Below are 24,233 nucleotides of genomic sequence, written 5' to 3' on the forward strand. Positions count from 1 at the left end.
CATCTGTTTTCAAGAAAGATACCTTTTAATGGATAGACAAAGAATTCTCATAATAGGCCCAATCTCAGAATCTGGAGGAAGAGAAATAAATAGTATTTTTTTTATAGAACAATTTCAAAAAAAATATGAAGTTACAGTTTTCTCAACTATACCTGTTTCGTCTCTCTCTATTGTAGATGAGTTTTTATGCCCAAACAAAATGATTTCTTTTGAGAGAATTGCGTTAGAAAACCCTGCAATCAAGTTTTTTGCTAAGGCTATCAAAAGGAAAAATAGATTGCAGTGTGAAAATGTGTTTTTGGTAAAAAATAAAATCAGCAGTTTCTTTTTCAATTTTGATAAGTTATATGAGAAGACACTTTACGAGCAGATAAGTAAACAAGATATTGTTTTTTACAGTGGTTTGTTGAGTGATAAGTGGTTGCCAGTTGTTTCAAAAATATGCAAACAAAAGCACAAGAAATTGATAGTGCGTATTACAGGTTCATTTAGCAGTGAAATGGAATACTCTAAAATTTTAAAAGAAGAGAAAATTGTTGTACACTCTTTCGAAAACCTTAAAGCGTTAATTAACGAAGGTTTTAAAAATGTGAGATGCATTGAGCAGTCTAGTCGTTTAGAAAAGGATTTACTTAGCTCAGATATTTCAGTAAATTTTCCTTTAAAGTTTGGTTATTTAGGAAGGATGAGTCATGAAAAAGGGTTAGAAGTTATTCTTGAAAGTTTTAAAAGAACTAAACTAGAATTAGTAATTGCAGGTTCGGGGCCTCTTGGAAATAAAATTGCTGATTTTGCTAGTAAAAATTCTAACATAAAAAAAATAGGTTTTATACCGCATATAAATTTACCAAAGTTTTTAAATTCAATAGATGTATTGTTAATTGCATCGAGAAACGAAGGGGGACCTTTGGTTGGTATTGAAGCCATGGCTGCAGGTAAACTTGTGCTTTCTACAAAAGTTGGAGCAATGCCACAACGGTTAAATTTTGTCAATAAAGAATTACTTATCGATGACAGTTCAGAAGTTGAATTGTGTAATGCTATAGACATACTTTTACAAAAAACGGAATCAGATATTTATGATTTAAAAAGGCAAATGAGAAAGTATTATCTAAATTATGCATCGAATGAAATAGTTATGAATAAATATTTTCAATTTATAGAATCATGATTTCTATAATCACCCCCATATACAACAGATCGAATTTAATTGAGGAAACATTAAAGTCTATTAAATCACAAAATTATACAGATTGGGAATGTATTATTGTTGATGATGGTAGTACGGACAATACAGTAGAGGTGTTAAAGGCTATTACTGAAAACGACAAGCGCTTCCAAATACTTGTACGTCCTATGTCAATGCCTAAAGGCCCCAGTACTTGCAGAAACTTGGGGGTTAAAAGAGCAAAAGGTAAATATCTTCAGTTTTTTGACAGTGATGATATTATGCATCCTGATCATCTAAAGCTAAAAGTAAAGGCAATAAAAGACAATGATTCGGTAGTTTGTAAATTAGTTGAGTTTTCAGGAGACTTTAGAGGTATAGACCACTATAAAAATTCATTCGATATACGGATTCCGGAGAATGTTTTTGAGGCTTTTGTAACTGGTGAATTCCCGATGATGATGGTGGCGCCAATGTGGAAAAAGGATGTTTTGTCACCCTTTTTGCCCATGAGGGAAGATTTACATATTTTAGAAGATCATGAGTTATATGCGAGAGCATTATTTAGTATAAAAAAGATAGCTGTTGTAAATAAAGATTTAATCTATTACAGAATTGGTGAAAATTCATCCACAAACAAATTTTACGGAAATGTAGCATATGGGTTAGATTCTTATTTTGAAGCCAAACGAACTGTTTTATCATTAAGTAAAACAAAGACTGTTAGACTGTCAATACTAAAAATGACGTTAGGTTTTTTTAGGATGGCTTTGGCCGAACGTGACTTCAAGTCAGCTGATGCATGTTTAAGGTTTATTGAAGCAGAAAAGTTGATTTATAATTTAGAGTTAAGATTAAAGATGTTGCGTATCTACTTTTTTTACATCATTTTTAGAGTTATAAAAAAGGGCGATACAAAATTCAAACCATTATTTAAGTTGTAAATGAAAATCCTCATGGTAGCCATTCCCAACCATCATTTTTTTCAATGGGTAAACCAATTGAAAGGGGCAGGCTTTGACGTGTACTGGTTTGATGTTACCGATGGTGGCCCAAAATCAGAAAAAATAGAATGGGTAAAACAGATAAAAGGCTGGAAGTTAAAATGCGATTTTCCATTAAGGCATGCCTTAAAAAAGCATCTGCCCAAAATGTACAGAGCCATTCAAAAATATAATGAGAATAGCGTCGAAAAAGCCTTTAAAGCTACTTATGAAGCTATTGAGCCAGATATTGTGCACTGTTTCGAAATGCAGTTGTCCGGCCTTCCCATTTTATCTATAATGGAGCAAAACAAAACCCCATTTGTGTATTCGTCTTGGGGCAGTGATTTGTTTTATTTCAGGGAATTGGGATTGACAAACCACAAAGTGCAGACGTTTTTAAAGCGCATTGATTACTTGATAACCGACTGTAAACGCGACCATGGTATAGCAGTAAAAAATGGTTTTTCGAACAATTATTTGGGCGTTTTTCCAGGAAATGGCGGCCTAAAGCTGGATATTGCTCAAAATGAAGCGGCCCATAAAAGAGAAATTATTTTGATCAAGGGCTACGATGATGGTGTGGGTAAGGCTTCTGTGGTGCTAAATGCTTTAGGGCTATTGCCAAAATCTGTTTTAGAAAATAAGCAGATAGTGGTTTACAGCGCGGATAAAACCATCGAAAAGCAAATAACGGATTCCAAGTTTCTCTCAGATCTCAATATTACAGTTTTCTCCAGATATGCTTTTGTAGAAAATAAAAAGCTGCTAGGTATGATGGGGAAAGCCATGGTACATATTGGTAACAGCCTCTCAGACGGTATGCCTAATGCCCTTTTGGAAGCGATGGGTATGGGAGCTTTTCCTATACAATCCAACCCAGGACATGTAACCGAAGAAGTTATCGCAGATGGTAAAAACGGCCTTTTAATTCGAGATGCCCTCAATGCGAATGAAATTGCTGAGCATATAAAACGGGCTATAAATAACGAAGAATTGCGCAAATCAACCCAAAGCCAAAATATTGATTTCATTCAAAAACAATATGGAAGGAACCATTTAAAACCTAAAATTGTTGAACTTTACCAGAACATAAAGCGTACATTTCATTAAATGAAAATTTCATTTTTAATAGTAACTAAAAACAGGCCAAACGAGCTGGCGTTCACTTTAAATAAGCTGAAACCAATGCTCGATTTGTCCGTTCATGAGGTGCTTGTTTTTATTGATGGTTGTAAGCAGACCGAAAAACTTATAGAGCGGTTTGATTGGGTAAATTGGAGTATTTCAGAAAAAAGTATCAGCGCATCTCCTGCCCGAAATAAATTGTATAAAAAGGCCAAAGGCTGTATTTTCATCGGGTTGGATGACGATGCTCACCCGTTAAGTTTGGATTTTATAAGCTCGGTTGAAGCAGAGTTTAATTCAAATAAAAAATTGGGCATTATAGCTTTTCAGGAAGTTAGGGGGCAGTTTGGTTCTGATGCCGAGGCTTTAGCCCAGGCTAAAAATAGAACTCCTCATTTTACCAACGATTTTGTGGGGTGTGGTTTTGCAATAAAAAAGGACGTTTACAAATCATCAAACGGGTTTCCAGTTTGGATCGATATTTATGGAGAAGAACCCGCTTTGGCTTTAGAGGTTTTAAATTTAGGGTATCAAATTTTGTATCAGCCCAAAATAAAAGTAAACCACCGGGTAAATGCAGAGCAGCGAAAAAAGCAGGGTAAAAACTATTTTAGGTTTAAGCACCAACTGCAAAATTCCATTCGGTTTTATGTGGTGTATTATCCCAATCCTGTATTTCAAATACTGAAATTGCTTTGGCATAACTTTAAAAAATATGCTATAACAGATGGGGTGTATTTCAAATCTTTTATATCTGTGCTTTTTGAAACCGTTTGTTTTCTTCCAAAACTATTAAAGCATAGGGCGCCCGTAAAACAATCTACAATAAAGCACAAGTCTAATTTAAAAACGCTAAACTATTCTGCATAAATGCTTTTTAATTCTTTAGATTTTGCCGTGTTTTTGCCCATAGTGTTTTTGCTCTATTGGTTTGTTGTTCATAAAAATTTAAAGCACCAAAACCTACTATTGGTAGCAGCCAGTTATGTGTTTTATGGCTGGTGGGATTATCGGTTTTTGGGGCTGATATTTTTCAGTTCGTTGATCGATTTTATTGTAGGCTTACAGATTAAAAAAAGCCAAGAGCCATCTGTTCGAAAAGCCTTGCTCTGGTTGAGTATTTTTGTCAATTTAGGCTTTTTGGGCTTTTTTAAATATTATAATTTTTTTGTTGAAAATTTTGTTGAAGTGTTTTCCTTCTTTGGGCATAAAATAACCCCAAATTCTTTACACATCATACTTCCGGTAGGAATCAGTTTTTACACCTTTCAAACACTAAGTTATACTATTGATATTTATAAGGGAAAACTGGAGCCCACTAAGCATTTGGTTGCTTTTTTGGCGTTTGTAAGTTTCTTTCCGCAATTGGTGGCTGGCCCTATTGAGCGGGCTACCAATTTATTACCCCAGTTTTACAAGCATCGAAAATTCCATTACTCAAAAGCTGTTGATGGCTGCCGACAAATTTTATGGGGGCTCTTCAAAAAAATTGTTATAGCCGATAATTGCGCACAATATGCCAATGCCATTTTTAACCATTCCGATAGTTATTCTGGCAGCACATTGCTAATGGGGGCTCTGTTTTTTACGTTTCAGATTTATGGCGATTTTTCAGGCTATTCGGATATTGCTATTGGTACAGCAAGATTGTTTGGATTTAATTTAAAACAAAATTTCGCGTTTCCTTATTTTTCCAGAGATGTAGCTGAATTTTGGAGACGTTGGCACATATCTCTTTCTACTTGGTTTAGGGATTACCTGTATATTCCACTAGGGGGTAGCAAAGGCTCTATTTGGCTAAAAATTAGAAACACATTTGTTATTTTTCTAGTTAGTGGTTTTTGGCACGGTGCCAATTGGACGTTTGTATTTTGGGGCTTTTTAAATGCTCTTTATTTTTTACCGTTGCTCTTGGCAAAACAAAATAGAAAGCACTTAAATGTAGTTGCCCAACATTCTATATTGCCCAATTTTAGGGAGTTTTTTTCAATGGCCTTTACTTTTGGCATAACGGTTTTGGCATGGGTGTTTTTTAGGGCTGAGAATTTTGGGCATGGTTTATCATATATTCAAGGTATTTTTAGTAAAGAGTTACTATCGCTCCCAAAAGTTAGGCCTACAGATGTTATTGTTGTAACGCTATTGTTTGTTTTGGTTGAATGGATGGGAAGAAAGCGCCATTATGCCATAGAAAAGCTTCTGTCTAGCCAAAAACGTGCTTTGAGGTGGGGGTTCTACATGCTGCTTATAGCCTTAATTTTTGTATTTAGTAATGAAAAACCACAGGAGTTTATTTATTTTCAGTTTTAAATGAAAAAGTTTTTAACCCGTATTTTAATCTTTTTTATAGCCTTCTTTGTAATTGAAAAGGGCGTTTGGTTTTTGTTGGAACAAACACCTCACAGGCAGTACGATAAGCGCTTGGAAATGCTGCTAAAAGGACAAATAAATAAAGACATTATAGTTTTGGGGTCTTCAAGGGGCGCAGGAAACATTTTGGCAGGGCAACTGGAAAAAGAAACTGGTATGTCTGCTTACAATCTTTCGTACCAAGGGGCAAATATCAATTTTCAGCATTTTATTTTTAAAACTTTGTTGAATTTCAACAAAAAACCAAAGTGCGTTTTTATCACCATTGATAATTCCAGCCAGTTTGCTAACGTAGGAAGCCTAAAATATAGAAAAGATGCTCTGCAACCGTTAACCAAGTATAATTATATCAATAGCCAATTGGTTGAACAAGGGGTGAACAATATTTTGTCGCATGTTTTTTTCCTTGGCAGGTTAAACAGTACCCATTTTAAAAAAGAGGTGTTTGTGCCGTCTTTAAACCCTTTGGATGCTTATGGTACCATGGCAATTACAAAGAATAAATCTAAGGATTTAGAGTATTCTGAAATCGGAAAACCATACGATAGGACATTCGAAAAAAATGAAAAAATTGAGGCCTTTAAAGGCATTCAAAATATTTGTGCTTCCAAAAACATCAATTTAGTATTTGTGTTTTGTCCAAATTTTGGCGTATTCAACAAGAGTTTTTACCAGCGTTTTACTGAGATGGTACAACCAGAAAACCATGTTTTTGTTTATGATTCCCTAAACGAAGCTTATTCAAATAAAAAATACTTTTATGATGAATCCCACTTAACAAAACAAGGAGCCACTATTTTTACTTCAGAACTTGTTAGGTTTTTAAATGGCATAAGGTTAACTACTGAGTAATTTTCAATATTTATTTTCAGTTGTTTCATCAGTAAAATGTATTTTAGAGACTTTAAATAAAAGTGCATGAAAAAAATAGGATTCATCCCACTACGAAAAGGCTCAAAAGGCATCCCGAATAAAAATAAACGCAAAATGGTCGGTCGGTCATTGTTTACTTGGGTTTTGGGAGAAGCTATTTTTTCAGATTTGGACGAAGTCGTGGTTTATACCGATGATGAAAGCATCATAGAGTTTATCAAAAAAGAATACCATTGGACCAACAAAGTAAAATCGCTTTTAAGAAGTAAGGAAAGTGCCAGCGATACGGCTTCTACCGAGTTTGCCATGCTAGAATTCTGCGAGTCTATAAATTATGATTTCGATGTGTTTTGTTTGTTACAGGTCACCTCGCCTTTCACCAAAAAAGATGACATTAATACCTGTTTAAATAAATTGGATATTGGTTATGATTCTGTATTAACCGTGGTTAATACCCACCGGTTTCTGTGGAATAAAGAAGGGGAACCTTTAAACTACGACCCATTTAACCGTCCACGCCGACAAGATTTTGAAGGTTTACTCATTGAAAACGGTGCCGTTTATGCTGCAAAAAAAGAAATCATTCAAAAACATAAAAATAGAATTGGTGACAAAGTAGCTGTTGTGGAAATGCCAGAGGAATCGTTGCACGAAATCGATTCGGAAGCGGATTGGCTCGTGGTTGAAAATTTATTGATGGAACGTCAAAAACGCCAAAAAAAATCGGAAAAAATTACCCATGTCGTGTTGGATGTTGATGGTGTTTTTACCGATGGCACGATTACTTATACTAAAGATGGCGAGCATACCAAAAGTTTTGATATGCGCGATGGTATGGGGCTCGAAATTTTAAGGCAATATAACGTTGAGGCGATGGTAATGACTTCTGAAAATTCAGAATTGGTAGCCAAACGCATGGACAAACTGAAAATAGAAAATGTGTTCTTAGGGGTAAAAGATAAGTTTACCTTGCTTAATCATATTATTTCCCAAAAGGACATTACTTTGAGCAACATCGCTTATGTTGGCGATGATGTTAACGATTTAACCAATATTTGTAGTGTAGGCTGGTCCTTAACCCCCAATAACGCAACTGATATCGTAAAACAGCATGCCGATATTGTGTTGTCTAAAAACTCTGGAGCTGGAGCCATAAGGGAGGCCTGCCAGTTTATCATGAATTACAATAAGCGTTTTTAATCAGGGCTTCGAAAGGACTTAGGCAGGCTCAGTTTGACCAATAGGTTCAATTTGAGTTGTTGGTTAAAATAAAATACGCTTGTCACCCTGAGCTTGTCGAAGGGTTGTCCAATTCGTCAAAAATCATAAAAAAATAAAACTTTAAAATACTATTTTGTATATATCCTAAAATGTAATGACGATTCGTTTTACACTGGATTTACAAATAATTTAGAGCGTAGAATGCAAGAACATCGTTCAGGGACGGATAAAAACTGCTATACCAGCCAAAGGCATCCCGTAGAATTGGTTTGGTTTCAAATGTTCAATAACCCATCAGTAGCTATTGATTTTGAAAAGAAAATTAAAGGATGGAGTAGAAGAAAGAAACAGGCTTTAATAGATGAAGACTGGGAGCGTTTGGTGAGGTATTCAAAAAATTACACGCAATTTGGAAAAGATGATGGGGCTTCGACAGGCTCAGCCTGACTGATAGCTTCGATTTGAGTTGTTAGTTAAATATAATACGTTAGTCACACTGAGCCTGTCGAAGTGAGCTTTCCGCAGTACTATTTGATTATAATGTCACATTGAGCTTGTCGAAATGTTGTTAAAACTAATCATACCATAAAAAGCCACCTAAAATTTAGATTGTTTTAAATAATTGTTTTTTCTTTATTTACAAAATGAAAACGATGAGGAGTACATACAAAAAACCATATGTCATCGCCGAAATTGGTTGCAACCATAAAGGCGATATGGAAATAGCCAAAGAATTGATTAAAGTGGCCAAAATTTTCTGTAATGTCGATGCCGTAAAGTTTCAAAAACGAAATAACAAAGAGCTTTTAACCGAAGAGCAATATAACAAACCACACCCGAACCCGGTAAATTCTTATGGAAAAACCTATGGTGAACACCGTGAGTATTTAGAGTTTGATGTCGATCATCATGCCGAATTAAAACACTATTGCGAGGAAATAAGCATTACCTATTCCACTTCTGTTTGGGATTTAACTTCCGCTAAGGAAATCGCTTCTTTAAATCCAGAATTTATAAAAATTCCTTCGGCATGTAATAACAATGTTGAGATGTTAGAATGGTTGTGTGAAAATTATTCGGGAGAATTACATATTTCTACAGGAATGACCACCAAGGAAGAAATTGAAGAACTGGTGGGCCTTTTCAAAAGAAAAAAACGAAACCAAGACTTAGTGCTATACAATTGCACATCGGGTTACCCAGTCCCTTTTGAGGATGTGTGCCTGCTGGATATCAATTTACTTATTGAGAAATATGGAAGAGACGTAAAGCACATTGGTTTTTCTGGGCATCATTTGGGTATTGCGGTTGATGTGGCTGCTTACACTTTGGGTGCCAATATTATTGAAAGACACTACACGCTCGATAGAACCTGGAAAGGCACCGACCACGCAGCGTCTTTGGAGCCTATGGGCTTAAGGAAGTTATCACGCGATGTTAATGCAGTGTATAAAGCGCTTCAATTTAAAAAACAGGATATTTTGCCTATTGAGCAAGTACAACGTGAAAAACTGAAAAACCAAAAAGCATAGTTGTATTTTGAACAATAAAAAAGTATTCATATTTTTTCCAGATGGTGTTGGCTTACGAAATTTTGCCTTTACCGATTTTAAAATAATTGGAGAACAAATGGGATTCGATATTACTTATTGGAACAATACCATTTTTTCGTTACAAGACAATCTTGGGTTTCAGGAAGTAAAAATAGAAGACCATTCGGCTCACCCGTTGCTGCCTGTTTATTCTAGGGCCAGAAAGCGGGCAGAGCTCAATGTATCGAGAGATAAGTTCAATGATTCAGTTTACCCCACTTATAAATTCCCATTCAATTATAAAGGCTTAAAAAATATCTTTAAAAGTTTATATGTGAAATGGTTGGTAGGTTTACATTCCTCTGAAAAAGGGGGTGAAAAACTTAGGAGTAAAATAAACCAGCTAGAGCGTTCTACATCAAAATACAAGTATTGTAAAGCCCAGCTGGAGGAACATAAACCTGATTTAATTTTTTGTACCACACAGCGGGCTACCCAATCCATAAGTGCGCTTTTAGCGGCAAAAGATTTGGGCATTCCAACCGTAGCCTTTGTGTATTCATGGGATAACGTGCCCAAAGCCATGCAAGTGGTTGAGACCGATTATTATTGCGTTTGGAGCGATTTGATGAAACAGCAAGTGCTGCAATATTATCCGTTTGTAAAGCCGGAACAGGTTTTTGTAACAGGCACCCCGCAGTTTGAGCCGCATTACAATGAAAATTTAAAACAAAGCAGGGAAGGCTTTTTTAAAGAGTACAATCTGGATATCAATAAAAAATACATTTGCTTTTCGGGAGATGACATAACTACCTCACCGCTTGACCAGTTTTATTTGGAAGATTTGGCCAATGCTGTTCGAAATTTGAATTCAAAAGGATATAATCTGGGGGTTATTTACAGAAAATGCCCGGTAGATTTTACCGACCGATACAATGCCGTTATTGAAAAAAACAAAGATATTATAGCTGTTTTAGACCCCATTTGGAAACAAGTGGGCAGCCAATGGAACCAGGTGTTGCCAACGTCCGAAGATTTTAAAATGTTGTACAATGTTTGTGAGCATAGTGAGTTTGTAACCAATGTATGCTCATCTACGGTATTTGATTTTGTAGCACACAATAAGCCTTGTATTTATTTTAATTACGAACAGCCACAACTCAAAAAGGGCATCCGCGATATTGGCCAGAATTATAAATATGTGCATTTTAGAAGTATGCCAAGTAAAAATGCTGTGGTGTTCTGTACTGATAAAAATGATTTGGAAGGTTTGGTACAACAGATTTTGGACGGAACCTTGAGCAATGTGGAAGAGTGCAAAACGTGGTATGAAATAGTAGTGGGAAAAACGCCAACGGAAGCATCAAAGAATATCTGGAAAACTATAGATTCAATATTAAACTAAAACCTTAATATTCGTGTGATTTTCCCAAAAATACACGAATGTTTTTGCGTTGCTTAAAAAAATAGAAACGGAAAGCGCATAGTTTCAATTAACGATTTTAACCAATGAAAATAGGCTTCATAACACCCGAATATCCACACCCAAAAGTTAGCCATGCTGCAGGTATAGCCACAAGCATAAAAAACTTAGTCGAAGCCTTGGTGGAAAAAGGTTCAAAAGTGACGGTTTTTGTGTATCAGCAGGACAGTGACGCTATTATTGAAGAAAAGGGAATGAAAATTCACCTGATTAAGAAAAAAAGATTTAAGTTTTGTACTTGGTATTTTTACCGCAAGCACATTCAAAATTATGTGAATAAAGTGGTTTCAAAAGAAAATATCGATATTCTTGAAGCGGCCGATTGGACGGGAATCACCGCATTTATGCATTTTAGAGTGCCTCTCGTTATCCGTTTTCACGGAAGCGATGCATACTTCTGCAAGTTGGATGGACGACAACAAAAGTTTAAAAACTTCATGTTCGAAAAGTTGGCACTAAAAGGCGCTTCGGCCTATATTGCCCCAACAACATATGCAGGTGAAGAAACCCGAAAAATTTTCGGATTGGACGCTAAAAAAATAAAAACGATCCATTACGGTTTGCAGCTCGAAAATTTTGAAAATGAATCGCCCGAAACGTATAACAGAAATACCATTTTATACATCGGCACTATCATCCGGAAAAAAGGCGTTTTGGAGTTGGCCGAAATATTCAATAAAGTGGTTGCCCAAAACCCAGTAGCCAAATTGGTTCTCATTGGGAGTGATGCCCCGGATATTAAAACTGGAGCGCCTTCAACGTATAAGTTGATGGAAAGTTTGCTGTCGGCTGAAGCGAAAAATCAGGTAGGTTATTTAGGGAAAATCCCTTATTCTGAAGTCAAATCACATATTAAAAAGGCGCATGTTTGTACATTCCCTAGTTTTGCAGAGACTTTGGGTATGGTAACGATAGAAAGCATGGCACTACAAAAACCCGTAGTGAATACCAGTATAGGCTGGGCACAAGAATTAATTGACGATGGCATTAATGGTTTTTTGGTACATCCTTCGGAAATTGAAACCTTTTCAGCTAGAATCCTTCAATTGTTAAACGATGAAAACCTGTGCCGAAATTTTGGGAAAGCGGCGAGACTTAAAGTTGAGGAACGATTCGATATCAATAAGATTGCGGAGATTAATATGGAATATTATAACAGTGTTTTGAACGGATGATCGTATTGGTGCACGAAAATAATAGGCCATTACAGGTTTTGGATGCTTCTTTGAACGAACTAAAGTTTTCGGTTGAGCCTTCAATTATGGAGACCATGTTTGCATTGGCCAAAACATTTCCAGACGATATTATTATGTGGTGTTATAAAACCTATGTAAAATATATCAATACATCTGAAATTTCTAATATTTTTTACCACAAGCAAATTATGGCCTCGTTTTCGGTATGTAAAACAAGTTATATACCAAAAGCTATTGGTTTTATTGACCAGTCGGTATTTGTTAATGTAAAGTACGATGTAAGATACCCCACTTGGCTAATGAGCAGTGATATTGGTGGGGTTTCGGCGGAGTTTTTAAATGCAACCAATGGCATAAAAAGCTGTCAAAACTTTGATTATTTTTTAAATTCATTGGCAAAGTTGGCCATGCCCAAGGGACTGTTTTGTTACTCCGAACCAAAGTTTTTAAAAGAGTTGCCAGGGCACGGTATTCAAACAAAAAAGGCTTCAACAGGTGAGTTGTTTCAATTTGCCAAACAGCATTATAAATGGGTTTGGACGTATATGCTTTTGCTGTGCCAGATTATTTATCACAAAAGGATTACTTTCTTTTCATTTGTCCGTTCTCTCTTTTACAAAAAACGGAGTGTTACTTTTCAAAGTTTAGAAATACAGTCTTCAAAAGTTGTGGTCAACAAAAAAGAGATTGATGTGGTTATACCCACCATAGGAAGAAAACAGTATTTGTATGACGTTTTAAAGGATTTAGCCGTTCAAACGCTATTGCCCAAAAATGTGATTGTAGTCGAGCAAAATCCTTCCGAAAAAAGCGTTTCAGAATTAAACTTTTTAACAGAAGACGATTGGCCGTTTAAAATAAAACATGTGTTTACACACCAAACCGGAGCTTGTAATGCCAGAAATATTGCTTTAGATCTCGTGGAAAGCGAGTGGGTGTTTTTAAATGACGACGATAATAGGTTTGAAGTTCATTTGTTGAAAAGTGTTTTTGAAAAAATCGAACAGTATGGGGTTGATGTTTTAACCACAGAATACCTTCAAAAGGGTGAAACATTGCCACGTCAGTATAATTATACACACCAGACAGGTATTTTTGGTTCGGGCTGCAGTGTTGTGAAAACCGAGAGTTTAAAAGATATTCGTTTTAATATGGCTTTGGAATTTGGCTATGGAGAAGATACCGATTTTGGAAGACAGTTAAGAAATAGTGGCAACGATGTTATTTTTTTTCCTGATTTAAAGATTGTTCACCTCAAGGCTCCGATGGGAGGGTTTAGAACAAAATTTTTCCATCCATGGGAGAAGGAAAAGGAGCAACCTAAACCCTCGCCAACAGTAATGTACGTTAGGAAAAAGTTTTATACCGACGAACAATTCTTAGGGTTTAAATGCATTTCTTTTTTTAGATATTATTCGCAACAAAAAAATAAAAATCCGTTTTCTTATTTTTCTAAATTTATACGAGATTGGAAGCTAAGTATATTTTGGGCAGATAAATTAGAGCAACATTAATATTCTATTCTTAAATGGTTAAATGTGTTTTTATCGCTTTTTCACTAAATAACAGTTCGGTGTCTGATTATTTTACAGATTTGGCAAACACTTTTTCAAAAAAATATAAGGTATTGGTTTTTACTGATGTAAAAACGGCTCAAAATGCATTGAGCCGTGATGTAATTGTTAAATATTGGCCATCTGGTCGCCCCACTCAAGTAAAAGATTTTATTTTCTTTTACAAAGAAATAAGAAAGTTCAAGCCAAGTATGTGTATTTCGGTTTTTGGAGCGGTTAATGTTTTTTTAATTATTAGTTTTATAACAAGAGTAAAGGCAAGAATAGCATGGGTAAGGACATTAAGCACTCAATTTCCACAGCGTAAGATATTGCTCTGTAGAAAAGCATTGGTATATAAATTTGCCACTAAAATTATTGCTAATTCTAAGGCAACTAAGTTTGATGTTTCAGATAAGTATTTTGTAAATAAAAATAAAATCAATGTAATACCTAATGCAGTAAGGGATTATAATTCGGTATTACCAGAAATTAAAACGGACAGAAATAAGATAGTTTACATAGGCAGGCTTCATCCATCAAAAGGAGTTGATGTGTTATTGAGGGCACTAGCAATACTAATTAAAACTAGCCCCCATGTTAATTTGGATATTATAGGGGCGGGAAGCATGAGAAGCGAATTAGAATTATTGGTTGATGATTTGAAACTAAAAAACAGAGTTTCCTTTCTTGGGGCAAAAAGTAAAAATGAAGTTTTAACGTGCCTAAGGGGGGCGTATTGTTCTGTTGTTCCTAGTTATTCTGAAGCTTTTGGTTTTACAGTGATAGAGGCAATGAGTGTTGGTACATGTGTTATCGGAACAAATAATACAGGGATAAAAGAAACTATACAAGATAATAAAACTGGTCTGCTGTTTGAAACGGGAGACCATGAAATGCTTGCCGAAAAATTGAGGCATATTTATTCCAATCAAAATTTTAGGGATAAATTGGCTTTAAATGGTTATAGAAGCTTTTTAAAGTTTTATGAGGTAAGCGAACGTGTAAAACAAGACTTTATATTTTTTGAAGATTACATGTGAATTTAGAGAGTGAATTAAGGTGGAATTTTAAAAAATAGTGCTTAAACTTTATACAAACATATCGTTTTTAACTGACGCCAACCGAAGCAAAGTGTTTCCGTTGCTGTTCGATTTGCATTATGTAAAAAGTGAACAGTTGTGTGATTTTTATGAGCTGACTGATACGATTTCAGATTGTGATATTGTTGTGCTTCCCATTGATTATGGTTCGTTTTTTAAAAATCAAAAAGCATTTCAAAGGTTATTAACCGAAGCCCAAAAATACAAAAAGCCAATTTGGTTGTACACGGCGGGCGATTTTGGTTTTACCGTACACATTCCCAATAGTTATAATTTTAGGTTGGGCGGCTTTCATTCTAAGTTAAGTGATAACACATTTGTAATGCCGTCGTTTATAAATGACCCTTTTGAAACAGCTTTAAAAACGTCTTTTTCCGTATTAAGAAAAACAGAACAACCAAGAATAGGTTTTGTTGGGCACGCCAAAACGGGAATTATAAAGTATATGAAATCGTATTTGAGTCATTTTAAATTACGGTTTAAGTACATCGTTAAATCGACATATTTCGATAAGCAGTCTTTTTACCCTTCGGGCATAAAACGGGCACAATACCTTAATACATTAAAACGCAGCGAAAATCTCCAAACCAATTTTATTTTAAGGAATAACTATCGTGCAGGAGCTAAAGACCAAAAGGCCAAAGCGCGAACCACCACAGAATTCTACAACAATATTTTCGATAATTTGTACACGTTTTGTATTAGAGGTGTCGGCAATTTTTCGGTACGATTTTACGAAACTTTGGCCGTGGGGCGTATTCCTATTTTGTTGAATACCGATTGTAGGCTACCCTTGTCGAACCTTATCGATTGGAATAAACATACCGTAATTTTAGATGCGTCAAGTAAAGTGAGTTTAGAGCAACAAATATTGCAATTTCACGAGGCGAAAAGCAATGAAGAGCTGGCTGAAATTCAAAAAAACAACCGACTGCTTTGGGAAACCCACTTAAGAAGGCATAGTTACTTTATAAAAGTACATGATATATTTGTAGAGCAATTAAAACTTGAGCATGCCTAAACCATTTACACTTATAGTTTGTACTTATATGAGACCCAAACCGCTCTTGAATTTATTGGAGTCGGTAAATCAGCAAACTTTATATCCCAACGAAATTTTAATTGTTGACGGATCTACTAATAACGAAACCGAAACAATTATAAAGAAGAATGCCTTTAAAAATTTAAATTATTTTAAGGTTGAAGAACAGGGTAGGGGGCTCACAAAACAACGGAATTTTGGAATTAAGAAAGTTTCACCCGACTCAGAAATTATATGTTTTTTGGATGATGATACGGTTTTAGAAAAAAGTTATTTCGAAAACTTGATTGGAACTTACGAGCAAAAGCAGGAGGCTTTGGCCGTTGGAGGTTATATTTCTAATGAAGTGAACTGGGAAAAGGCAGATGGCAATCAATCCAACCCAAATAAATTTTATTTTGATGGTTGGATGCGGGAGGAGCCTTCTCGATTTAAACTGAGGCGTAAGTTTGGTTTGCAGCCTGATACTTTGCCGGGCTTTTTACCTTCTTTTGGCCATGGAAGGTCTATTGGTTTTTTTCCTCCATCTGGTAAAATCTATGAAGTTGAGCAGATTATGGGGGGCGTATCGAGTTATAAAAAGGAGGTGTTTCAAAAATTTCATTTTTCAACTTATTTTGAAGGTTACGGACTTTATGAAGATGCAGATTTTTCCTTAAGGGTGGCAAAAATCGGAAAGCTGTATCTAAATACTGCGGCACAATTAGGACATTATCATAATGAGTCTGGCCGTCCTAATAAATTTAAATATGGCAAAATGGTTGTTCGGAATGGTTGGTACGTTTGGCGGGTAAAATACCCATTGCCAAACTTGAAAGCAAGATTGAAATGGAATGCGACTGTAGGCTTATTAACTTTTGTTAGACTGATAAATACTTTTACGACAAGAAAAAGAAAAGCGGCGCTTACTGAAGGTTTAGGGCGAATTGTAGGCTGGTGTTCAATACTTATTGATAAACCAAAAATGTAGGCATGAAATTCTTAATCATCACCCATGTCGAGCACAAATCAAATGGTACAAGCTTTTCTGCCTATGCGCCGTATGTTCGCGAAATGAACCTTTGGTTAAAACATGTGGAAGATCTTATAATTGTTGCACCACAAACTTCAAAAATTAAATCGGAAATTGATTTAGATTACAAACATGAAAATATCAAGTTTAGCGCGATTCCCTCTATACAATTCACCGATTTAAAAAATACGCTAGTTTCCTTTTTTAAAATCCCTATTATTTTAATCGGCATTTATAAAGCCTGTAAAAAAGCCGACCACATCCACCTACGTTGCCCTGGAAGCATTGGTTTGTTGGGCTGTTTGGTGCAAATCTTTTTTCCGAAAAAAAACAAAACGGCCAAATATGCAGGAAACTGGGACCCAAAGGCAAAACAACCACTTAGTTATAACATTCAAAAATGGTTGTTATCGAATACGTTTTTAACAAAAAATATGTCGGTACTGGTTTATGGAGATTGGCCTGACAAAACCCAAAACATCAAGCCGTTTTTTACGGCAACCTTTAAAAGAAATGAAATAGAACCAATAGAATTACGCAATTATTCAAGCGGATTACAATTTGTTTTTGTGGGCACTTTGGTAGAGGGTAAACGGCCGTTGTTGACTATTCAAATTGTTGAAAGGCTGCAGAAAAAAGGAAGCAAAGTCCGTTTAGATATTTTCGGTGATGGTGTTTTAAGGGGAGAATTAGAGGATTTTGTGAAAAACAAAGGTTTAAACGATATAGTTAAATTCCACGGAAATCAGAATAAGCAAAATGTAAAAGAAGCTTTAAAAACAGCTCATTTTTCAATACTGCCATCGAAGTCTGAAGGTTGGCCTAAAGCCCTTGCCGAGGCGATGTTTTTTGGAGCCATACCCATAGCGACTTCAATTTCATGTGTGCCCGATATGCTTGGTTATGGCAAGCGAGGTATTTTAATAGACCCCGATTTGGATAAAGCATTAGCGGAAATAGAAAGACATTTAAAGGACACTGAAAATTTAACTCAAATGTCTCAAAATGCTGCCAATTGGTCGCAAAACTATACCTTAGAGCGTTTTGAAACCGAAATTGTTAAACTTTTAAAAGCTTAATGCGCGTATTACAACTCATAGATTCTTTAAATGCCGGGGGCGCAGAACGTGTGGCCGTTAACTTGGCTAATGCGCTTGTCACAAAGGTGGAGAAATCTTTTTTATGTGCTACACGGCAAGAAGGACTTTTAAAGGAGAATATATTACCAGAAGTGGGATATGTGTTTCTAAAAAAAAGGAAGACCATCGATTTTGCTGCTACACAAAAGCTACAACGGTTCATAAAGAAACATCATATTCAAATAGTTCACGCGCATTCAACCTCGTTTTTCCTTGCGACTATTGTTAAATTTTTGAATCCGAAAATTGTGGTGGTTTGGCACGACCATTATGGCAACAGTGAATATCTTCAGAGTCGCGATGATAAAGTATTAAAGTGGTGCTCGAAGTATTTTGCTCATACGTTTAGCGTAAATCGTTCGTTGGAAGGTTGGGCCAAACAGAAGCTGAAACTGAAAAATGTATCATATCTACCTAATTTTGCAGTACCAGATTTCAAACTAAAACAAACTCAATTAAAAGGTAAAGATGGTAAGCGTATGGTTTGTTTGGCTAATTTAAGGCCACAAAAAGACCATTTTACTTTAATTGAGGCCTTTGCCGAAATGGTAAAAAATCAACCTGATTGGACATTGCATTGCGTTGGAAAGGATTTCAATGACGATTATTCGGACCGCGTAAAACAAAAAATAACGAAATGTAACTTAGAAAACTCTGTGTTTTTATACGGAAGTAGACCCGACGTGTTCCATATTTTAAGTCAGTGTGACATTGGGGTGTTGTCCTCAAAATCAGAAGGGCTGCCCTTAGCCTTATTAGAGTATGGTTTGGCCAATTTGGCTGTTGTGGCCACTGCTGTAGGCGAATGTGAAAACATTGTGCTAAACGAAAAAAATGGTTTTTTAGTGCGTCCAAATGATTCGAAAGCCTTGGCAAACGTATTACTTTTGTATGCTAAAAACAAAGAGTTGAGGTTGACTTTAGGAAATCATTTCAAGAAACACATTGAAAATCACTATTCAGAAAAAGCTCAAATGGAGTCCGTTTTAAAAATATACAAGCAGCATATATCCAATATTTGAAAAACATAAACTACATAAAGTCTATTTTTTTGCATTTGCTCATAGGGGTAGGTGTTTACGCATTCAAGCCGCTGTCTAAAATTTATTTGCTTGGCATATTTGTCTATTTCACCTATATAATATTCCGAACAAAAGTTTCGCAAAGGGCTACTACCGTGCTTTTGGCGGGTAGTTATGTGGTGGGAGCAGAGGTGTTTTTAAGGATGACGGGCGGAAGCCTATTATATGAAGCCTCAAAATATATGGTGATTTGGTTCGCATTAATCGGTGTTTTCACTATTATAATGCGCAAGCAACCCATACCCTATATACTCTATATTCTTTTATTGATACCGGGAATTTTGGTAGCGGGATTTAATATGAGTGTACAAACTAATATTAGGACCGCTATAGCCTTTAATTTAAGCGGACCGGTTTGTCTGGGCATCGTTTCCATTTTTTGTTATAAGCGAAAGATAAGTTACCAGAACATACATAAGGTTTTGCTTTATATGGCTTTACCATTGGTGTCAACCGTGGTCTATTTGTTTGTTTTTACTCCTGATATTCGAGAAACCATAACAGGAACCGGTTCGAATTATGCCGCATCAGGTGGTTTCGGACCCAATCAAGTGGCCACAGTTTTGGGTTTAGGGATGTTTGTGTTTGCAGCACGTTTTTTTATGCTTTCTCCTTCGCTTTTTCTAAAGATGATTAACGGATTTCTATTGGCTGTTATGAGCTTCAGGGCTATTGTAACCTTTAGTAGGGGAGGTGTTATTACGGCTTTAATCATGATTGCCGCCTTCGTTTATTTTTATTTTTTGAAGGTAAATGCCAAAGCTAAGTTTAGGATTACTCGGGTAGTATTTTTGGTAATAGGCCTAGGAGTAATGGTCTGGGGTTATTCGTCTTTGCAAACGGGAGGGTTGATAGAAAACCGATATGCCAACGAAGATGCTTTAGGTCGTGAAAAGGCTGATATCACCACTGGGCGTACGGACTTGATTTCATTTGAATTGGAAGAGTTTTTTAAGAACCCTGTTCTAGGGGTTGGTGTGGGAAAAATTAAGGAGTTGAGAGAAAGGGAAGTGGGAATTTTAGCCGCCTCACACAACGAGATGAGTCGTATTTTGTCTGAACACGGACTCTTTGGTTTAACGGCATTATTAATTCTATTGCTTACCCCGTTATTTTTCCGTTTGAAAAATAAATCGAATATATTCTTTTATTCCTTCTATTTTTTCTGGTTTTTAACCATAAACCACTCATCTATGCGTATTGCGGCTCCCGCTTTTGTTTATGGGCTTTGTTTATTAGATATCCAATACAATCAAAAAAAGAAGAAGCAGCTAAGCAATCGCTATGGCAGAATTCGTAGTCTGCCTAGTTAGATTTGAGTATTTAACAATTGTTAACAAAGTGTTAAGGTGTTTTTGCTCCAGTTTAAATATACTTTATATCTTTAAACCACCCAATTCAGTGATTGCAGATGCCTCAAAGCAGTATTCATTTCAATATTTCGGAACGCAAAATACTACTGCGGGTATTCGATGTGGTTTCTATATTGTTAGTGCTGTACTGTGTTAGCAATACTTTTCATTTTGATTATTTTACAATTACCGCAAAAAACTGGAGGTGGGTGTTTGTGCTAATTTTGTACATTTCGGTTTTCGGTACTATTTTCGAGTTATACGACCTTCAAAAGTCGAGTAAAATAGAAAAGATTTCATCCAGTATTGTTTTTACGGTTTCTACCACCGTGTTATTCTATTTTTTAACGCCATTTTTTACACCGGTGTTACCCGATAACCGTTTGCAGATATTATTCTTTTATTTCTCTATTTTAGTGGCACTATTTTTATGGCGTTGGGCTTATATATCGTTTATCGTGTCCCCTAGGTTTTACAAAAGGGTACTTATTATTGGAGAAACTTCCAATATTGAAACCATTTTTGATACGTTTAAATTAGCCGACCCTAATTATAAAATTGTTGGCTTTGTTAATTGCGAAACAACCAAGGCTGCAGCGGTAAAGTTTAATGCTGTTCCACAGTACAGCCCCAAGCAGATTAGGGAAATTGTAGAAGAAGGGAGTCTCTCTGAAATTGTAGTAGCCAGCTATAGTTCAGAAAATATTACTTCCGAAATTTATTATACGCTTATAAAATTACTTGAAGAAGGTTTCCCCATTAAAGAGTACACCCAAGTATATGAAGACCTTACACAACGGATTCCTGTGCAGTTTGTTGGAAAAGATTTCTACAAATACTTTCCGTTCAGCAGAAATAACCAAAACAAATTATACTTGTTTTTCCATCGTTTTTTTGATGTTGTAATTTCGGTTTTGGGTCTTGTAATTGGTGCGGTGTTGTTACCATTGGTGCTTTTAGGTAATTTGCTAGGTAATCGAGGAGCGCTATTTTACACCCAGGAACGCGTTGGCAAAAACGGAAAAGTCTTTAAGATTATTAAGTTCCGAACCATGGTGAAAGATGCCGAACAAAATGGCGCAGTATGGTCAACCAAAGGTGATGTACGCATTACGCCTTTTGGCAAGTTTATGAGGAATACCAGAATAGACGAAATTCCCCAGTTTATCAATATCTTGAAAGGTGAAATGAGCTTAATTGGCCCAAGGCCAGAGCGACCTGTTTTTGTGAAGGAATTATCGCATATGTTGCCGTTTTATGAAACACGCCACATGGTAAAACCCGGATTAACGGGCTGGGCACAGGTAAAAACACGTTACGGCTCTTCGTTTGATGATAGTTTGCTTAAACTTCAGTATGATTTATATTATATAAAACACCGCGGTTTTTTTCTTGATATGAATGTTTTGGTAAAAACTTTAAGTACGGTTATTTTCTTTCGCGGACAGTGATTCAGTTTAAGTAGGCAGTTTTTAGTCGCAGTCACAGTATTCAGTACCGCCTTTGGAGAATATTGATGGTTTTCTGTTCTCTTTGCAGAGTAGCTGCGTATTTTTCGTTATTATAGATAGTGTTTGTCAGTTCGAGCGGAGTCGAGAACATCTCGATTTTTAATGCTATTAAAAGGTTGTCAAGTAAATCATGCTGGGAATCCGAATAGGATAGTTTTTCATTAAAGCCTTTTCACTAAAAACAAATATCGGACAAAAAGCGCCAATAGCAACGGAATTAGTCCAATGGCGAAAATTTGAACTCCAATTATCCAATGCAGTGTTAAAAGGCAAAGTAGAATAATCAATAGCTTCACGTATTTAACAAACCAGGTGCTCACTTGGTTTTTGAGCAGTTGCCCAATCATAAAAATATTAAGCGCAAAAGCCCAAAGTAAATTGTAATTTTGATGGGTTCCCAAATGGTCGGTGGCAAACCAAAGTAATAAAATTAAAACACCAATAAGTCCAGTGGTGCTAAATAGAGAGACATCCAACCATTTGCTGCGTGTTTGATTTTTGTAATCTTTGTAAGTGATAAATATGATAAACAGGCCAACAACTCCTAAAATAAACAGTGGGCTACTTAAAAACGAACTGGGCTGGGGAATTTCTTTTTTTGTATATATTGTGTGGCTTTCTTTTACCAAAGGTGTATTGCTGTTTTTTATAGTGGCGTTTGCAAAAAAAGAATGAATGTTATCAGGAAGGAACATGTGCTGTTCGGGAGTAGCCGTTCGGTCTATAACCGAGCCCAAGGCTACGTCTATGCCCAAACTTCCCCATGAATTTCGATTGAGGTTATTTTGTATTAAGGTTCTAAAAGTTGCTTCTTTATAGTCTTTTGGCGGGTAAAAGGTCACCGAATCAAGCAAAGCAATTTGAGTAACATCTTTAATTTTGGTGGCGCAATTATCAAAAAAGAAATCGTACAGGTATTTTCTGTTTTCGGGTTTGTAGTTGTTAATCAAATAATCGTACAAACGTTGTTTTTCGGTTTGGTTCAAATTCAAAACCTGTTCTTTTACCGATCGGTTGAAATAACTGTATTCTTGATAGAATCTGCTAAAACTGGTTTTGTTGATTAAGTAATGCAATTTTCCTTGGGCAAATTTTAAATAGAAATTAGGGGCGTCAAAATCATATTCGCCGTAGCCATAAACCACATCGATGCCTTTTACACGGTCCTTTATCCTAAAGGCACTATGACCAAAAGCATCATTCAACGAGGTTCCTGGCCCAACGGTAAGTACGCTGATTTCTGCCTTAGTGGACAGTTGATTTTGCTGTGCTTTGGAAGTGAATAAAACAAAAACGAACGATAGAAAAAGAAGTATTTTTTGCATCATCTGAATATGCTAAAGTCGAGTTTCAATGAAAATACGTTAGAATAGAGTGCCACACTTTGGTCGCCAATATCGGTAAAAGCGTAATCTATTTGAATACCGTTATATTTAAAACCTAGACCGAAGCTGGGCTGAAAACTGAGTTGCTCCGAATTGTCAAACTGCCGCTCGTTTTGAAAATTTCCCATTCCGGCACGAAGATAAACCATATCGATATAACCAAATTCAAACCCCAAAGCAGGGTTGATGCTGGCCACCGAAGTAGAAATGATGTCGTTATTTTCCTCGAAACGGACATTTAAATTTACTGATGTGAGCAAGGTATAGTCGTAATTAAAATCAACTAATTTGGAAACGCCAATTTGCAATTTCGGAATGGTAATTTCGGTAGTTTCGGGCAATTCCTGGTTTTGGCCTTCAACGGCATCCCTAATGGTTTCAAATTCTTCCTCATCAATAGCCCAAGCATTGAAAGTCGTGGTAATGTCTCGTGCCATTACACCGAATTTCCAATTGCTGTTCGTTTCAAATTGAATTCCGGCATCCAGCCCAAAACCCCACGAAGACGCAAAATCGCCAATAATTCTTCGAATAACTTTCGCATTTACGCCATAATTCAAGCCTTGAACAGGTAAGGAACGCGCGTACGAAAAGGTTAAGCCGTAATCGGCAGTTGAAAACAGACTGATTCTATCGTAATTAATATTGCCTTGCTCGTCGATAAGTTGCGTGGTGTTCAAAATATCATCAACAGCAAACCGAATTAACGAGATGCCCACAGCACTTTGATTGTCTAAAGGCATAGCAAAGGCCGCATAATCGTAATTGGCAATATTGGCAAAATAACTGGAATGCATCAATGCCAATTGGTTGTCTTCAAGTTTTAGAAGTCCGGCAGGATTCCAATAACCCGAATTCACATCGGAAGTGTGCGCGGTTACGGCACTGCTCATACCCAATGCGGCTGCATCCACCCCAATGTTCATAAACTCGTTGGAGTATTTCCTTGTGGTTTGACCAAACAAGGCGATAGACAACAAGCCAATTAATGTGGTTAAGTACGGTTTCAATCCCAATTTTTTTACAAAGATGCACATTATTTATAAACCTATAAACTTCAATATGCAAGAGATATTGTTTATTACTTGGTTTAGACGTAA

20 protein-coding genes and 1 pseudogene are annotated in these 24,233 nt (G+C 36.2%); 19 read left to right on the forward strand and 2 right to left on the reverse strand.

The features are described 5' to 3' along the window. The first annotated feature begins 28 nt into the window (after positions 1-28). From HC176_RS06005 to HC176_RS06095, 19 genes and pseudogenes are all read left to right on the forward strand, one after another. Complete coding sequence (locus HC176_RS06005; RefSeq protein ID WP_167917279.1) at positions 29-1,171, forward strand: glycosyltransferase; 1,143 nt, start codon at positions 29-31, stop codon at positions 1,169-1,171. Continuing rightward, positions 1,168-2,112 (forward strand): glycosyltransferase family 2 protein, encoded by a 945-nt coding sequence (locus HC176_RS06010; RefSeq protein ID WP_167917280.1) that lies wholly within the window; start codon positions 1,168-1,170, stop codon positions 2,110-2,112. Before HC176_RS06005 ends, HC176_RS06010 begins: the two co-directional genes overlap by 4 nt. After that, positions 2,113-3,264, forward strand: a complete 1,152-nt coding sequence (locus HC176_RS06015) for a glycosyltransferase family 4 protein (protein WP_167917281.1) — start codon at positions 2,113-2,115, stop codon at positions 3,262-3,264. Then, on the forward strand, positions 3,265-4,149 hold the full coding sequence (locus tag HC176_RS06020) for a glycosyltransferase family 2 protein (protein WP_167917282.1): 885 nt from the start codon (positions 3,265-3,267) through the stop codon (positions 4,147-4,149). It begins immediately after the preceding gene. Further along, complete coding sequence (locus HC176_RS06025) at positions 4,150-5,589, forward strand: MBOAT family O-acyltransferase (protein ID WP_167917283.1); 1,440 nt, start codon at positions 4,150-4,152, stop codon at positions 5,587-5,589. Then, the gene (locus tag HC176_RS06030; protein ID WP_167917284.1) at positions 5,590-6,501 is read left to right on the forward strand and encodes a hypothetical protein; all 912 of its coding nucleotides are present in this window, start codon (positions 5,590-5,592) and stop codon (positions 6,499-6,501) included. 66 nt (positions 6,502-6,567) lie between these two features. Beyond that, positions 6,568-7,722, forward strand: a complete 1,155-nt coding sequence (locus HC176_RS06035; protein WP_167917285.1) for an acylneuraminate cytidylyltransferase — start codon at positions 6,568-6,570, stop codon at positions 7,720-7,722. Positions 7,723-7,881: 159 nt separating this feature from the next. Further along, positions 7,882-8,190, forward strand: a pseudogene (locus tag HC176_RS06040) (GIY-YIG nuclease family protein); the annotation flags it as partial. 206 nt (positions 8,191-8,396) lie between these two features. Then, complete coding sequence (locus HC176_RS06045; protein ID WP_167917286.1) at positions 8,397-9,275, forward strand: N-acetylneuraminate synthase family protein; 879 nt, start codon at positions 8,397-8,399, stop codon at positions 9,273-9,275. A 7-nt stretch (positions 9,276-9,282) separates the two neighbouring features. Beyond that, positions 9,283-10,680 (forward strand): glycosyltransferase family 28 protein, encoded by a 1,398-nt coding sequence (locus HC176_RS06050; protein WP_167917287.1) that lies wholly within the window; start codon positions 9,283-9,285, stop codon positions 10,678-10,680. A 104-nt stretch (positions 10,681-10,784) separates the two neighbouring features. Then, positions 10,785-11,933, forward strand: coding sequence for a glycosyltransferase family 4 protein (locus HC176_RS06055; RefSeq protein WP_167917288.1), 1,149 nt, complete (start codon positions 10,785-10,787; stop codon positions 11,931-11,933). Beyond that, the gene (locus tag HC176_RS06060) at positions 11,930-13,468 is read left to right on the forward strand and encodes a glycosyltransferase family 2 protein (protein WP_167917289.1); all 1,539 of its coding nucleotides are present in this window, start codon (positions 11,930-11,932) and stop codon (positions 13,466-13,468) included. The genes HC176_RS06055 and HC176_RS06060 overlap by 4 nt, the downstream gene beginning before the upstream one ends. Before the next feature lie 59 nt (positions 13,469-13,527). Next, positions 13,528-14,550 carry a glycosyltransferase gene (locus HC176_RS06065; protein ID WP_167917290.1) on the forward strand — a complete coding sequence of 341 codons (1,023 nt, stop codon included), beginning with the start codon at positions 13,528-13,530 and terminating at the stop codon, positions 14,548-14,550. Between the two features lie 37 nt (positions 14,551-14,587). Next, positions 14,588-15,631, forward strand: coding sequence for an exostosin domain-containing protein (locus HC176_RS06070; RefSeq protein WP_167917291.1), 1,044 nt, complete (start codon positions 14,588-14,590; stop codon positions 15,629-15,631). Beyond that, the gene (locus HC176_RS06075; RefSeq protein WP_167917292.1) at positions 15,624-16,622 is read left to right on the forward strand and encodes a glycosyltransferase; all 999 of its coding nucleotides are present in this window, start codon (positions 15,624-15,626) and stop codon (positions 16,620-16,622) included. The genes HC176_RS06070 and HC176_RS06075 overlap by 8 nt, the downstream gene beginning before the upstream one ends. Positions 16,623-16,624: 2 nt before the next feature. Next, the gene (locus HC176_RS06080; protein ID WP_167917293.1) at positions 16,625-17,743 is read left to right on the forward strand and encodes a glycosyltransferase family 4 protein; all 1,119 of its coding nucleotides are present in this window, start codon (positions 16,625-16,627) and stop codon (positions 17,741-17,743) included. Continuing rightward, complete coding sequence (locus HC176_RS06085; RefSeq protein WP_167917294.1) at positions 17,743-18,825, forward strand: glycosyltransferase; 1,083 nt, start codon at positions 17,743-17,745, stop codon at positions 18,823-18,825. Before HC176_RS06080 ends, HC176_RS06085 begins: the two co-directional genes overlap by 1 nt. An 86-nt stretch (positions 18,826-18,911) precedes the next feature. Beyond that, a complete protein-coding gene (locus HC176_RS06090; RefSeq protein ID WP_245234846.1) occupies positions 18,912-20,198 on the forward strand; it encodes an O-antigen ligase family protein in 1,287 nt (428 codons plus the stop codon). A 98-nt stretch (positions 20,199-20,296) separates the two neighbouring features. Next, on the forward strand, positions 20,297-21,688 hold the full coding sequence (locus HC176_RS06095) for an exopolysaccharide biosynthesis polyprenyl glycosylphosphotransferase (RefSeq protein ID WP_167917295.1): 1,392 nt from the start codon (positions 20,297-20,299) through the stop codon (positions 21,686-21,688). A gap of 221 nt (positions 21,689-21,909) precedes the next feature. Here the strand turns inward: HC176_RS06095 and HC176_RS06100 are convergent, their stop codons facing one another. Next, a complete protein-coding gene (locus HC176_RS06100; RefSeq protein ID WP_342448666.1) occupies positions 21,910-23,076 on the reverse strand; it encodes a lipoprotein N-acyltransferase Lnb domain-containing protein in 1,167 nt (388 codons plus the stop codon). Beyond that, entirely contained in the window at positions 23,073-24,143 is a 1,071-nt protein-coding gene (locus tag HC176_RS06105; protein WP_167917296.1) for a putative type IX sorting system protein PorV2, read from the reverse strand. Before HC176_RS06105 ends, HC176_RS06100 begins: the two co-directional genes overlap by 4 nt. Positions 24,144-24,233 lie beyond the last annotated feature (90 nt).

Source organism: Tamlana crocina (assembly GCF_012037625.1).

What these genes read in the sequence shown, in the direction of transcription:
- HC176_RS06005 (WP_167917279.1), top strand. Translation starts at nt 29, where the DNA reads ATGGATAGACAAAGAATTCTCATAATAGGCCCAATCTCAGAATCTGGA.
- HC176_RS06010 (WP_167917280.1), top strand. Translation starts at nt 1,168, where the DNA reads ATGATTTCTATAATCACCCCCATATACAACAGATCGAATTTAATTGAG.
- HC176_RS06015 (WP_167917281.1), top strand. Translation starts at nt 2,113, where the DNA reads ATGAAAATCCTCATGGTAGCCATTCCCAACCATCATTTTTTTCAATGG.
- HC176_RS06020 (WP_167917282.1), top strand. Translation starts at nt 3,265, where the DNA reads ATGAAAATTTCATTTTTAATAGTAACTAAAAACAGGCCAAACGAGCTG.
- HC176_RS06025 (WP_167917283.1), top strand. Translation starts at nt 4,150, where the DNA reads ATGCTTTTTAATTCTTTAGATTTTGCCGTGTTTTTGCCCATAGTGTTT.
- HC176_RS06030 (WP_167917284.1), top strand. Translation starts at nt 5,590, where the DNA reads ATGAAAAAGTTTTTAACCCGTATTTTAATCTTTTTTATAGCCTTCTTT.
- HC176_RS06035 (WP_167917285.1), top strand. Translation starts at nt 6,568, where the DNA reads ATGAAAAAAATAGGATTCATCCCACTACGAAAAGGCTCAAAAGGCATC.
- HC176_RS06045 (WP_167917286.1), top strand. Translation starts at nt 8,397, where the DNA reads ATGAGGAGTACATACAAAAAACCATATGTCATCGCCGAAATTGGTTGC.
- HC176_RS06055 (WP_167917288.1), top strand. Translation starts at nt 10,785, where the DNA reads ATGAAAATAGGCTTCATAACACCCGAATATCCACACCCAAAAGTTAGC.
- HC176_RS06060 (WP_167917289.1), top strand. Translation starts at nt 11,930, where the DNA reads ATGATCGTATTGGTGCACGAAAATAATAGGCCATTACAGGTTTTGGAT.
- HC176_RS06075 (WP_167917292.1), top strand. Translation starts at nt 15,624, where the DNA reads ATGCCTAAACCATTTACACTTATAGTTTGTACTTATATGAGACCCAAA.
- HC176_RS06080 (WP_167917293.1), top strand. Translation starts at nt 16,625, where the DNA reads ATGAAATTCTTAATCATCACCCATGTCGAGCACAAATCAAATGGTACA.
- HC176_RS06085 (WP_167917294.1), top strand. Translation starts at nt 17,743, where the DNA reads ATGCGCGTATTACAACTCATAGATTCTTTAAATGCCGGGGGCGCAGAA.
- HC176_RS06095 (WP_167917295.1), top strand. Translation starts at nt 20,297, where the DNA reads ATGCCTCAAAGCAGTATTCATTTCAATATTTCGGAACGCAAAATACTA.
- HC176_RS06100 (WP_342448666.1), bottom strand. Translation starts at nt 23,076, where the DNA reads ATGATGCAAAAAATACTTCTTTTTCTATCGTTCGTTTTTGTTTTATTC.